Source organism: Bacteroidota bacterium (genome assembly GCA_039111535.1).
In the GTDB taxonomy this organism is placed as follows: domain Bacteria; phylum Bacteroidota; class Rhodothermia; order Rhodothermales; family JAHQVL01; genus JBCCIM01.
The window spans coordinates 1-13,906 of record JBCCIM010000170.1; the positions used below are offsets into that span (position 1 = coordinate 1).

Genomic DNA, 13,906 nt, shown 5'->3' on the forward strand with positions numbered 1-13,906 from the left:
ATGCATAAGCTGATGTCTGAGTCCTGAACGTGCGTACTGAGAAATCCACTTCTTTATACTTGCATGACTTATCCCATAGCGCCTCCCTAGAGCACTCAAGGATGCACCAGACTCATATTCTCCCACTAGATGTTTCTTGAATGATATACTATAGCGCTTTATTACTCGTTTTTCCATGGTTTACTTCCTTTGCTGTAAACCTATAGCAGGACGAGACAGTGAGGAAAACAAACCTTCGAAATTCAGAGTTCCTTGATCGTTATTCGATATTCAAGAGATTGCGCTCCTTCGAAAGCCCGGGATGACAGGTGCAAAACGGGTTGCTATCCCTTAACCGACATTCAACAACGCCATGATTTCAGCCCTATCCATCCGGCGCACGCCCGAACGCATCGTTTGCCTCACTGAAGAGCCAACTGAAATTCTCTACCTGCTTGGGGAAGCGGAGCGTATTGTGGGCATCACGGCGTACACGGAGCGGCCGGCGCATGCAAAAAAAGAGAAACCGGTCGTATCTGCATTTGTTGGCGGCAGCGTCGAGCGGATCAAGGCGCTGAAGCCCGATCTTGTCATTGGATTTTCAGATGTTCAGGCAGACTATGCCAACAAGCTCATCAAGGAAAACCTACAGGTTGTCATTTTCAATCAGCGGTCTATCGCCGAAATTTTACAGGTCATTCTGATGATTGGCCGGCTCGTGGGGGCAAATGACCGCGCAGAAGCCCTCGTAGACACGTATGTCGCGCGTATCAACACATTCAAGGCCAATACGCCGGCAGTAAGACCGCGGGTGTATTTTGAAGAATGGGACGATCCGAAGATTTCAGCCATTCAGTGGGTTAGCGAGCTCATTTCGCTCGCCGGCGGTGAAAATATTTTTGCAAACCGGGCAGCCGGCGCCGCCTCCGCAGCCCGGCATGTCACCTCCCAAGAAGTTATTGCAGCCAATCCAGATCTCTTTATTGGCTGCTGGTGCGGTAAAAAGCTGGATCACGACGCAGTATATGCGCGCCCCGGCTGGCAAAACATTGCAGCTATTCAGAACAAACAAGTGCACGAAATGGACCCGGCCATCATCCTGCAACCCGGGCCGGCATGCCTCACAGATGGGCTGGATGCCCTTGCCTCACTTATCGCCGGGGCTACACCCGAATCATCCTAAAACCAATTGCCAAAAATCCGGCACTCCTTTTGTTCGCATTCCAAACTTCAGATATTCTGGAATGATAAACTGATGTTCTATTCATGTTGCAGGAAAACGCTATCCAACCCATGCTACAACAACTGTTACCGATCTCAACGCGGGACCAAACATCATCCCGTTTCTCACATAAACCCTCTTTCTTTAAAACAAGCCTTTTTAGTGCATTATTTGCGCTTGCGCTGAGCACAGGATTCACAACCAGTGCCCAGGCACAATCTGCTAAAGGACTTGACAACAACCGACAAGACCGCATCCATGCCAGTTGTGACGGTGTTTTTGTCGAGCAGAACGGCCTCGTAATCATGGAGGTAGAATCTGCTCCCGTATCTGACGATTGGACGTTTCGTACCGACCTCACTGGCTATACCGGCACCGGCTATTACGAATGGAAATACGACAACCCCAACAACGTTATTGATAGCGCAGGTGGTGGTATTCTAACGTATCCCATTCAGATTACCCAAACGGGCGTGTATCGCTTTCTGTATAGAACAGCTGCACCACACCCTACAGAGCATAATGACGCCTTTATTCGATTCCGCGACAACGAAGTTGAAGCCCGCACCGAGGGCGGCGACGTAATCGACCTCGGCCAGGATACCTGGTTTAAAGTATACCAGGGCAGAGGCAATGATGAGTGGAACTACGCGGCGCATACCGAAGACGGACCTCACCAGGTGTACGCACTGATTGATACACCGGGCACGTACCGCCTGGAAGTATCCGGACGCTCAACGCTGTTCAAAATGGACCGCATGTCGCTCTACCATTTTGATACCGTCAGCTACGGTGTTGCAACCAACATCAGCACGGGCGAATCGCAATGCCTGCTGCCTGTTGAATTGACTTCGTTCTCAGGTCTTGTAGACGGAGATGCTGTGGCGCTTTCATGGACAACTGCAAGTGAACTGAACAACGCCGGCTTCGACGTAGAATTTTCAACTGCAGCTGATGGCGAATTCAGCAAAGTGGGTTTTGTCCCTGGAAACGGTGTTTCTGAAGAAGACATTAGCTACCAGTTCCGCCACACCTTCGCCGGTTTCGAAGGACAAACGGCATACTACCGCCTCAAGCAGGTAGATTTTGATGGTGCTTTTGAATATTCAGACGTGGTTGCGGTAAACCTGCCGGTTGCCTCAGCAACACGCCTGCATCCGGCTTACCCAAATCCGTTTAATCCGACAACAACCATTGCCTTTACGCTACCGATTGAAAGCGAAATCAAGCTTACGGTATACGACGCGATGGGACGGCAAGTCAAAGAATTGTTCAGCGGCACGCTGCCGGCTGGCTACCATACGCAGGCCTTCCAGGCCAACGACCTCGCTAACGGCACTTACATGTATCGGTTGGAAACGGGCGCGCAAGTCCTGACCGGGTCCGTCCTCCTTCTGAAATAGGTTTAAAGTTGAAGGTTGAAGGTGGGCACATCCTGCTTTCAACCTTTAACCTTCAACCGAAATGTACGGTTGGCCTTTATTGATGCTTCGTGAGATAACTAATCGCTGGATCTCCGAGGTACCCTCATAAATCTGTGTGATTTTGGCGTCGCGCATCAGGCGCTCAACGTGGTACTCTTTTACAAATCCGTATCCGCCGTGAACCTGAACTGCCTCCACTGTGGCAGCCATGGCTACTTCTGATGCATACACCTTGGCCATAGCAGCGGCGCGATTATACGATTTACCCTGATCTTTTAGCCATGCAGCGCGATAGACCATCATGCGCGCAGCTTCTATTTGCGTGGCCATGTCGGCCAATTTGAAAGCAATCGCCTGGTGCTTGATAATCGATTTACCAAAAGCTTCGCGCTCTTTCGCGTAAGCCAGCGACAGTTCATACGCGCCGGCGGCAATGCCAACGGCCTGTGCAGCAATCCCGATGCGTCCCACATCCAGGGTTTGCATGGCGTGGGTAAAGCCAAATCCATCTTCGCCAATACGGTTGGCTTTCGGGACTTTCACATCTTTAAACATCACCGACGACGTATCTGACGAGCGAATGCCCAGCTTGTCTTCTTTGGGCCCGGTTGATACCCCTTCCCAGTCGGCCTCAACAATAAATGCGTTTACGCCGCGGTGCTTCTTCTCCGGATAGGTCTGCGCCATCACGATGTAAACACCGGCTTTCTTCCCGTTGGTAATCCAGTTTTTCACGCCATTAAGCAAGTAGTAATCGCCGTGGTCTTCTGCTTTTGTGTGTTGCTGTGTTGCGTCGCTGCCGGCTTCGGGCTCCGAGAGACAAAAGGCGCCAAGCTTTTCGCCACTGGCGAGGGCCGGCAAGTACTGCGCTTTTTGGGCATCGCTACCATGCGTTTCAATGCCCCAACACGCCAGCGAATTGTTCACCGACATGATCACGGAACAGGAGTTGTCAATTTTTGAGATCTCCTCCACGGCAATAGCATAAGAAATGGTATCCATGCCGCTCCCGCCGTATTCGGGCGCCACAGTCATCCCCAACAATCCCATCTCGGCCATCATCTTGACCTGCGCCTCAGGGTACGTTTGATGTGTATCCCGTTCGATCACCCCAGGTTTGAGTTCATTCTGTGCAAATTCACGTGTTGCACTACGAATCATGAGTTGTTCTTCAGTGAGGGTAAAATTCATGGCATGCCAGGTAAGCGTTTATACAGAATTTCGATTTCGATCAAGCGCCGGCTTTTGACGATTTCACAGTGCCGTAGCTAAATACATCGACAAGTTAACAGTGTTAAGCAATACCCATATACCGAGATTTTGTTTACCTTACGCCTGGAAAAGATTGAACGAGCGACGCAATACCACCACCACCGTGTCGCCCCAGGCACACTACAGACACAAGCAGTACCCTACCCATGGAAAGCCTGATCGAGTATTTCGCAAACATCCCAACCACCCACCGCACCTTTATTTTGGTGGGCGGCCTGACCATCTTCTGGCTGATCGAAAGCGCCATCCCGCTTTTCTCGTTCACGTACAACAAATGGAAACACGCAGCGGTGAATATTTTCTTCACGCTCACAACCATTGTTGTAAACTTCTCGATGGCCTTCATCCTCGTTAAATCGTCAGATTGGGCTGTTGCAAACGAATTTGGGCTGATTCAGTGGGTCAATATGCCTTTATGGTTATATGCGATTACAGGCATATTATTGATGGATTTGATTGCGGCGTGGCTTGTACACTACGTGGAGCATCGCGTCACCTGGATGTGGAAGTTTCACCTGATTCATCACACGGATCAAAACGTCGATACAACGACAGCAAACCGTCACCACCCCGGCGAAAGCGTATTCCGCTTCGTATTCACCACAATGGCTGTACTGCTGATCGGTGCGCCGATGTGGATGGTATTTCTATACCAAACGATGTCGGTTGTGCTCACACAATTCAACCATTCCAACGTGCGCATGCCGGCATGGCTCGACAATGCATTGGTGCTCGTATTCTGCACGCCTAACATGCATCGGGTCCACCACCACTACCGCATGCCTTACACGGACGCCAATTTTGGCAACATTTTTTCCTTCTGGGATCGACTGTTCGGTACTTACATCGAAGTGGATAATGACAAGCTTCGCTATGGCGTCGACACCTACATGCAGAAAGAGGACGCCGGCAACGTATGGGCCATGCTCAAAATCCCGTTCCAACGCTACCGCCCACGGATTGACTACGAGGAAGAAGAGGTGCTGTAACCGGGCACTGGCAGTTGAGAGAAGTACAGCATAGCAGAGATTGCTGCAGAGGTAATGATGGAGAGATCCTTCGCTTCGCGAAGGATGACCTGGAAAAGGGAGGATGACGACCAATGAGCCCCATGCAGAGATTCTTCATGGGGCTCAGGATAGGTTGCGGGAACGGCTCGTGGGGATTGAGCTGTGCTAACCCTGAAGAGATCTTTCGCACAGCTCAAGATGACAGGAGCAAGGCAGCCTGCCACCCCTCAATCGGCATTCGACAATCGACATTCGACACTAAAAAAGGGCCAGCCTCACCTGAGACTGGCCCTTTGAACGGAAGCAAACTTGTTTAGAACAGCACGCTCATTCCGACGACGAAGAAGCTTCGGGTGACCTCTTCGTTGACAACGTAGTCAACAAAGTCGGGGGCGTAGAGGTCGTCCTGGCGTTCCTGCATCCAGCCCACGTCGATGACAAATTTCTCAGAGAACTTGTATCCGAGGCCGGCAGACAAGTAGGCTTTGTCGCGATTAACCGACGAACCGTCTGTGCCCGTGAGGCGCGTATCAATCGGATCAGGCTGGAAGGCATAACCGGCGCGGAGCATCAGGTTGTTGATGCTGAACTCACCAGCAATGCGTGTATTGATTACCGCCTGAAAATCGTTGCGGATGGTCCGGTTTATGCTGTTGAACAGGTCGCGATCAACATTGGCATCCAGTTCCAGCTGCGTCCAGTCGACAAATTCGATGTCGCCCATTATGGTGAGGCCAGAGACTTCGTACGCAAGGCCGGCGCCAAATCGCCAGGGGGTGGTAATGTCATACTCAAATGTGCCACGGCCAACATCGCCAGACAATCCACCATAACTCAGGAAAGCACCGTTATCAAATTCGGTAGAGATGATGGTATCAAAGCGCTCATCAACCCGATAAAAGGTAGGCGACTCCAGGGTAATACCTACGCGCAGGTCTTTGTTTGCCATCGCAGAAACACCGAGTCGGAGATTGGCACCCACGAGGTCCGAAATGAACCGCTCTTCGTAAGTGACCAGGTCAAACCCGCGCAATTCGTTGTCCCCATCCAACACAATGTAGAGGTCTTCCGTGTTTTCGTTGTTGATATCAAACTCATCGAAGACACTCTGGAACTCGTATGAGCCTACATTGAAATTCAATGCTGCACCAACCATCACGCCTCGCGCAGCTTCAAAAGCACCGCCAAAGCTGAAGTCTTTCATCCGGCCTTCCTGAAACACGTCGCTGGCCTGTTCAATGGTCGAGCCAGGGTTAACAGCCTGATAAAAGAGGCCGTCTCCCGTACCTACGTTTTCAGGCAGAAATTCAATGGCGCCGCCGAGGTATGCAATTTCAGGCAGATCTGAGAAAAAGGCGGGGAAAAAGCTCCCGTTCTCTTCCACCACTTCAAACTCATCATCAAAAGGCAAGAGTACGTCCGTGATCGACCCACTGTTGACCAGGCCGGCAAAGCTCAGCGTGCGCTCAAACGAGTTTGTTTGATTAAACGCCCCACCAATCACCAGTGAACCCTGGTTTGTCGGCACCTTGAATGCGCCGGCAAAGTTGCCCAGGCTTTGGTCCGTCAGTTCCTCTGTGAAAAATTCGGAGCTATTCGGGAAATTTACCTGTGCATCATTTGTGGCTGAGAGAAAACTCAGTGCACCGGATACCTGCGACGTGCGCAAAAAGCCCAGGCCGGCAGGATTTGTATAGAACGCCGAGTAATCAGCCAATCCTGCGCGGCCGGCACCGGCAAGACCAATCGAGCGTGCGCCAGTTGCCGGCAGCCGCTGCGTAAAGAGCAGTGCGTCTTCAGCAGATTGCGCCAGCAAAGATTGTGCGGGGACAAGCAGGAGCAAGCCTGCCAGCACGAGTCCCGTCTTCTTCAACAAAGCAGTCATTAAGCCTTTTTGCGGATGATCGAAACAGTAATTCATGTATGTATAACGATGGATGTTGTATAAAATTGGATCGCGAAAGGGCATAAAAAAGGCCCGTACTAAGGCACGGGCCTTTCCCCGGCTTACGCAATGTGCAAGCAATAAGGTGGTATAAATAAGTCCGTTAGTTACCGCGGCGCGAGCTGCTTCGGCTCGAAGAACCTGAACTCCGGCTGGAAGAACCTGAGCTTCGGCTTGATGAGCCAGAACTTCTGCTCGGCGTAGCCCGGCTGCTTGAGCCAGAGCTTCTGCTCGGTGTTGCCCGGCTGCTAGAGCCTGAGCTTCTTGAGCTAGAGCCACGGCTGCTAGAGCCTGAACTTCTGCTCGGTGTTGCACGGCTACTTGAGCCAGAGCTTCTTGAGCTGGAGCCAGAACTTCTGCTTGGCGTAGCGCGGCTGCTTGAACCAGAGCTTCTTGAGCTGGAGCCACTGCTGCGTGTTGAGCGTGTGGTGCCCGAACTTCTTGAGCTTGATCCGCTCGAACGGGTTGAACGTGTGGAAGAACCACTACTTGACCGCGTGCTGCCGCTGCTACGTGTGGTAGAACCGCTAGAGCGCGTTGAGCGTGTGGAAGAACCACTTGAACGCGTTGACCGTGTAGAAGAACCGCTTGAGCGTGTTGAACGCGTGGAAGAACCACTACTTGACCGCGTGCTGCCGCTGCTACGTGTGGTAGAGCCACTTGAGCGCGTTGAACGCGTGCTGCTCCCAGAGCGAGACGTCCCACGTGTTGTTGTGCCGCTACTCCGCGTAGTGCGGGTAGAGGTACCGGAGCGTGTTGCGCCTGATGAACGTGAGGTAGAGCGTGTGCTGGTTCCGCGGGTTGTTGTGCCGGCAGAACTGCGGGTTGCCCCACTCCGCGTTGTTGAGCGTCCTACGGTACGTGTACCGTCATCGTTTAGTGATGAACGTGTACCACGTCCTACCGATCGGCCAGCACTGCCACGGGTGCTACCACCGCGTGTTGCTGTAGCTGAGCGTGCACGCCGAGAGTTGGCTGCCAGGTAGCCGCCACGTCCCGTTGTACTGCCCCGAGGCCCGTAAGCACGGCCATTATAGTTGTTGCCACGCGAATAGTAGTAAGGCGAATAGTGTCCCAAGTGGGCATAGACGCCAAACCCGGTATAGCCGCCGTAGTAGCCGTATCCATAGCGCGGATAGCCATATCCATAACCACCATATCCGTAGCCGCCGCCATACCCATACGCATAGTAGTGGTTAAACGGTGAATAGTAGTAAGAAGAGTACCCGTACCATGGATCCCAGTAATCGTAGAAGGGATCGTAAACGGTGTAAGAAGAATACCGTGGTCCGTAGTACCAGGAATCATAGTAGCTGTGGCCGCCCCATGGACGGTAGAACCGGTTGAAATAACGCCCGTAACTGCGTGGCGTATTGTACGAATAGTATTCGTCTTCGTAGTAATGACGTTCTACAACGGATCCGTCATCATACTCTTCAACCTCCACGTAAGCCGGCTCACGATCGTATTCGTCGTAATCCTCATACTCGGATGCAGCCAACTGCGTGTAACAGCCGGACAGGCCAATGGCCATCACTCCGATTAGAAAAACATTTAAGGGGAGGGTTGCAATACGCTCCAGGAGCATTTTTTTCATATTGGCACCTGACAAGACAGCGTGAGATAACAGGTTTGTAGCACGTTCCATGGTAGTAGGCGTTTAGTATGGATGCTGGCCACTCTTATAAAAAGCGCTTCACATTTTAATGTACAGGATAGGTATCGGGTTTCAAAGCCGGCTGGACAAGCCCAGAAGGTACTCTTGGCGCAAGTGTTATCTTCCTTTAGTACAGAAACACTCCACACACGTGGCTAGTTGTACCGGCTGTTTCACTGGAATCATGCAGGATTCCAATTTATTCCGATTTCCTGTCTACCCTATTCATCAAATACCGGGCCGCTCAGCAAAAACGTCGTTTTTGAGGCTTTTTGAGGGGTTTGTATATAGCGGTTGTACTGGAAAAACACCATCTAGTGTATACTATGGCTGACGCTATCACGCCCCGCTCCAAAGACTACGCCCAATGGTACATCGACGTTGTCCGTCGTTCCAAACTGGCTGATTACTCCCCCGTACGCGGTTCGATGATCATTCGGCCCAATGGATTTGCCCTCTGGGAGAACGTAAAAAATGCCCTCGATGGCATGTTAAAAGAGACAGGGCATGAAAACGCATACTTCCCGCTGCTCATCCCTGAATCTTTCCTCTCTAAAGAAGCAGAGCACGTCGAAGGGTTTGCCAAAGAATGTGCAGTTGTCACGCACTCGCGCCTGAAAGTGAATGAAGAAGGCAACGGCGTGGTGCCGGATCCAGCGTCTCGCCTCGAAGAAAACCTGATTATTCGTCCAACCAGTGAAACGGTTATTTGGGACACGTACAGCAAATGGATACAGTCTTGGCGCGACCTGCCCATCCTGATCAACCAGTGGGCAAACGTGGTACGGTGGGAAATGCGGACACGCCTTTTCCTGCGTACCATGGAATTCCTGTGGCAGGAAGGCCACACCGCACACGCCACCCAAGAGGAAGCGCTCGAAGAAACGAGCATGATTCTCGACCTTTATGGCAAACTGGCAGAAGACTATATGGCGATGCCGGTCATCAAGGGGCGCAAATCTGCAAGCGAGCGGTTTGCCGGCGCTGTGGATACGCTGTGTATCGAAGCGCTCATGCAAGACGGCAAAGCCCTGCAAGCCGGCACCAGCCACTTCCTCGGCCAGAATTTCGCCAAGGCGTTCGGCTGCCAATTCCAGAACAAGGAAAACGAACTCGAATACGTATGGGCCACCTCCTGGGGTGTATCTACCCGGTTGATAGGCGGGCTGATTATGACGCACGCGGATGATCAGGGCCTCGTATTACCGCCAAAGCTTGCACCAACGCAAGTGGTGCTTGTGCCTATTCTTCGGAAAGATGGCTCAGCAGAAGTGCTCGAAGCCGGCGACAAAATTGTTGCAGAGCTGAAGGCTGCCGGCATCAGCGTCAAGTTCGATACGCGCGAAGGCTATCGCCCGGGCTGGAAATTTGCCGAGTATGAAGTACAGGGTGTGCCCATCCGCCTTGCCCTTGGGCCCCGCGACGTACAAAACGGCATGATTGAAATGGCGCGCCGAGACACCTTCGAAAAAGAGTCGGTGCCCCAGGATGGCCTCGTTGCCCGCATCAAGGAGACGCTGGATGCGATCCAGAAGAACCTGTTTGACCGCGCTTTGAAATTCCGGGAGGAGCATACCACGATCGTGAACTCCTACGATGAATTTAAAGAAGTCATTAACGACAAAGGTGGCTTTGTGCTCGCCCACTGGGATGGCTCAGAGGAAACGGAAGCGAAAATTAAGCAGGACACCAAAGCCACGATCCGCTGTATTCCGTTTGCGCAGGCTGCAGAAGCTGGCGAAGACATGATTTCAGGTGAGCCGTCCATCGGCCGGGTCTACTTCGCGAAGTCTTACTAGGTACATCTGTGTCGTTTGTGCGGGATAAAAAGGCAACTAAATCTTTTACAAAAGATCCCGTACGCTTCCGGGGTCAATCTCCTTGCGCTTACCTAAGAGGGCAGTTACATTAGACATGCTATTGCGTGCTAACGTACTGTCTTATGTCTGATACAAACCCTGATTCCATCGACCAGGAAACTGTCACCCGCCTCCTAAATGCCGTTCAGGAGGGAGACGAACGTGCGATGGACAAACTTTTTGGCAAGGTCTACGAAGAGCTGCATAAACTCGCCAAAGCGAACAGGCGCAACTGGGTTGGTGGCGACTATACAATGAATACTACCGCACTCGTACACGAAGCGTACATCAAGCTCGCCGGCCAGAAAAACCAGAACTGGGACAACCGCAATCACTTCATGATGGTCGCATCAAAAGCCATGCGCCACATCATGATCAATTACGCAAACAAGCGGCGCACCAAAAAACGCGGTGGTGACATACAAAAGGTATCTATTCCTGATCAAGACCACGCACTCAAAGATGAGATCGCGTTAACAGACGACCAGGCTGACAAATTCTGGGCAATCGAAAATGCCCTTAAAAAGCTGGAAAAAGAGCAGCCAAGAAAGGTCCAGATCATCGAATGCAAGTTTTTTGGGGGGATGTCGAACGAAGAAACGGCCACCGCCCTCGGCATTTCTATATCCACCGTAAAGCGTGATTGGGCCATGGCCCAGGCCTGGTTGTATCGGGAAGCAAAAGAAGAGTTGGATTAATGTGATCCTTTTCTTTCGTAAACACTGTGTATAAGTGCAGGAGCCTTATGGCACAATTTATTTGTGAGGCCGGCAGCAACCGCAAGCTGGCTTCCAAACCGCACAGTATACTTACCCGAATTGCTACCTTATGGAAAACGTCGATTGGGAAGTTCTAGCAGATCTTTTTCAAAAAGCGCTCGATACGCCGGCGTCAAAACGCAAAGCGTTTATCGATGAGGCATGCGCAGATAACACTGCGCTCAAGGCAGAACTCCAATCGCTGTTAACCAACTTCGAAGAAGCACCAGACTTCTTCAACAGCCTGGGCGATGTCGTACCCGGGCTTCAGCCAAACGATAACGGTAACATCGACCCCTATCAGTTCATCGGGACGCAGATCAAGCAGTACCGCATCACCGAACTCATTGGGACGGGTGGCATGGGGTTAGTGTACAGGGCGCAAGACGTTGAACTTAACCGGCACGTTGCACTCAAATTCCTGCCCCCCGAACTGAGCAACGACACGCACGCACGAGAACGCTTTATTACAGAAGCGCGCGCAGCCTCGCAGCTTGACCACCCAAACATCTGCACCATTTATCAGATTGACCGCACACCAAACGGGCGGATTTTCATTGCGATGGCTTTTTATGAAGGGGAAACCTTGAAAGCCAAACTCAAGCGCGGCGAGGTAACACCTGAAGATGCCATCGATTACGCCATGCAAATCTGTCGTGGCCTCGACAAAGCACATGAGGCCAGCATTGTGCATCGCGATATCAAGCCGGCGAATTTGATGGTAACCAACGATGGCGTCATCAAAATCCTCGACTTCGGCCTTGCCAAAATTGCAGACCAGCAGCTTACCCGATCCGGCCATACAATGGGCACGGCGGCATACATGAGCCCGGAGCAAGCACGCGGCGACAAGGTAGATCATCGCACAGATATCTGGTCCGTAGGGGTATTGCTTTACGAAATGCTCGCTGGAGAGCGTCCGTTTAAAGGCAGCAATCCGCAGTCGGTCATTTACAATATTATCAATGAAGAACCGTCTACGCCGGCGCAACATGCTATCGCCCCGCTCGGGCTTCAAAACGTAATCAACAAAAGCCTTTCCAAGCCACTTGCCAAACGCTATGCCAGTGTAGCAACCCTGATTCGGGATATCGAATTGGCTGTACACTTTCCCGTCGTTGAGCAAACGAAAACACGGGTTGAAAAAAGGCGCCCCCTTGCCGGCGTATTGGTTGCGCTCGGCTTGCTCGTCGCAGTGACCTCCTTCTGGTTTATGACAGGCAAAGAAACACCAAATCCTGCCACAGCAAATCCTACCACAGCAAATAATGCACGCGGGATGCAGATTGCACTCCTCCCGTTTGAGGTATCACCGCAAGATGATGAGCAAAGCGCAGCGCTGGCAGCCGGCTTGATGCGGATGATCACCGAACTACTGCCAAAACTCGACACGCCGGAAACACCCATCTGGGTTGCCTCCATGAGCGATGTAGCAGAGGCCGGCATTGAAACCGCTTCAATGGCTGCTGACTTCCTGGGCGCCAACCGTACCATCGAAGGCAGTTTCCAGCATTTGGAGTCTGTGGTCGCCCTCACACTGAAGCTCATCGACCCACAAAGCACCGCATTGGTTGGCACTGAGACCAGTCTGCTAAAGGCTGAATCGATAACGGCCCAAAGGCTGGGGGCAGCTTTTCATGAGCAGCTTTTCGAATCACTTACCAAATTACTGGGAATCCAGCTAACACCACAGCAGCAGCAAGCCATTCAACGCGTTGCACCTCGCGACCCCGACGCCTATTCCTATTACCTGCAAGGCCTTGGATACCTGGAACGGTACGACAAAGCCGGCTACATCGACTACGCCATCCAGCAATTCAACCGGTCAATTCAGGCAGATTCGATGTATGCGCCGGCACATGCCGGCCTGTGCGAGGCCACCTGGGAGAAATACTTTAACAACAGCGACCAGCCGGCTCTTGCCGAACAGGCTAGCGCAAGCTGCGAACGCGCCGGCACCCTCGCACCAGACAATGCCTCCGTGCTTGTGCACCGCGCCAGCGTTTTTGTCCGCGCCAACCAACTCGACATGGCTTTCGAGACGCTGGAGGAAGCCCTCGAACTTGAGCCCGACAATGCAGAAGCGTACATGTGGCTCGGACGTGCCCACGAACACAACTTCCAACCTGAAGCTGCGCGGGCGGCCTACTTCCGGGCGATCGATCTCAAACCCAATTTCTGGAATTACAGAAATCAATTAGGCATTTTCCTGAGCTATTCAGGAGATCAAGAAGGGGCACTGACGCAATTCCAGCACCTCGGCGAATTAACACCAGACAGCTACGTTGCCAACAGTTCTATTGGCACGGTTTTGACCCTGCTCAACCGACCCGACGAAGCAGAGGCAGCATTTCTCAAAGCCATCGAGCAACGCCCCAATGCCAATATCCCGCGGCGTATGCTAGGTGTGCTGTACTACACCCGACAAAACTACCAGGCTGCGGTTGATGTGCAATCCGCTATCGAGCAAAATGGCGACTGGATTTCGTCCAGCTTCCTTGCCCACGCCTTCCACTGGAACGGACAGCAACAGCAAGCCGACTCTACGTGGCAACAGGTAATCAACATCACCCAATCGTTGCTCGATGTAGCACCCAACAACATTTACGCGCAACTATGGCAGGCAGATGCTCACGCAGCGCTGGGCAACAACACAGAAGCTACCGGCCTGATTGCCTCGCTTTACGACACCGAATTTGACGATTCCTGGGGTGAGTATTATATCGCCCGCATCCAGGAAGTCCTCGGCAATCGAAACCGCGCGCTGTACCGCGTCGAAC

General features: G+C 52.3%; 10 protein-coding genes. 8 read left to right on the top strand and 2 right to left on the bottom strand.

The window, feature by feature from the left end:
* Positions 1-352: 352 nt before the first annotated feature.
* Both AAF564_20690 and AAF564_20695 read left to right on the top strand, forming a co-directional pair.
* A complete protein-coding gene (locus AAF564_20690) occupies positions 353-1,162 on the top strand; it encodes a cobalamin-binding protein (GenBank protein MEM8487981.1) in 810 nt (269 codons plus the stop codon).
* Between the two features lie 110 nt (positions 1,163-1,272).
* Positions 1,273-2,604: a T9SS type A sorting domain-containing protein gene (locus AAF564_20695; protein MEM8487982.1), complete on the top strand. Its 1,332-nt coding sequence runs from the start codon at positions 1,273-1,275 to the stop codon at positions 2,602-2,604.
* Positions 2,605-2,649: 45 nt separating this feature from the next.
* Here AAF564_20695 and AAF564_20700 read toward each other — a convergent pair whose 3' ends face one another.
* Positions 2,650-3,816, bottom strand: a complete 1,167-nt coding sequence (locus tag AAF564_20700; GenBank protein MEM8487983.1) for an acyl-CoA dehydrogenase — start codon at positions 3,814-3,816, stop codon at positions 2,650-2,652.
* A gap of 227 nt (positions 3,817-4,043) precedes the next feature.
* Here AAF564_20700 and AAF564_20705 point away from each other — a divergent pair, with 227 nt between their 5' ends.
* Positions 4,044-4,886 (top strand): sterol desaturase family protein, encoded by an 843-nt coding sequence (locus AAF564_20705; GenBank protein MEM8487984.1) that lies wholly within the window; start codon positions 4,044-4,046, stop codon positions 4,884-4,886.
* A 334-nt stretch (positions 4,887-5,220) separates the two neighbouring features.
* Here AAF564_20705 and AAF564_20710 read toward each other — a convergent pair whose 3' ends face one another.
* Entirely contained in the window at positions 5,221-6,828 is a 1,608-nt protein-coding gene (locus AAF564_20710; protein MEM8487985.1) for an outer membrane protein transport protein, read from the bottom strand.
* A 449-nt stretch (positions 6,829-7,277) separates the two neighbouring features.
* On the opposite strand from AAF564_20710, the gene AAF564_20715 reads away from it, so the two are divergent.
* The 5 genes from AAF564_20715 to AAF564_20735 form a co-directional block, all read left to right on the top strand.
* Positions 7,278-7,838 carry a hypothetical protein gene (locus AAF564_20715; GenBank protein MEM8487986.1) on the top strand — a complete coding sequence of 187 codons (561 nt, stop codon included), beginning with the start codon at positions 7,278-7,280 and terminating at the stop codon, positions 7,836-7,838.
* 329 nt (positions 7,839-8,167) lie between these two features.
* A complete protein-coding gene (locus AAF564_20720) occupies positions 8,168-8,398 on the top strand; it encodes a hypothetical protein (GenBank protein MEM8487987.1) in 231 nt (76 codons plus the stop codon).
* Positions 8,399-8,835: 437 nt separating this feature from the next.
* A complete protein-coding gene (gene proS / locus AAF564_20725) occupies positions 8,836-10,308 on the top strand; it encodes a proline--tRNA ligase (protein ID MEM8487988.1) in 1,473 nt (490 codons plus the stop codon).
* 143 nt (positions 10,309-10,451) lie between these two features.
* The gene (locus AAF564_20730; GenBank protein MEM8487989.1) at positions 10,452-11,066 is read left to right on the top strand and encodes a sigma-70 family RNA polymerase sigma factor; all 615 of its coding nucleotides are present in this window, start codon (positions 10,452-10,454) and stop codon (positions 11,064-11,066) included.
* Positions 11,067-11,196: 130 nt separating this feature from the next.
* Positions 11,197-13,906, top strand: a 2,710-nt coding sequence (locus AAF564_20735) for a protein kinase (protein ID MEM8487990.1), incomplete at its 3' end; no start/stop codon positions are given.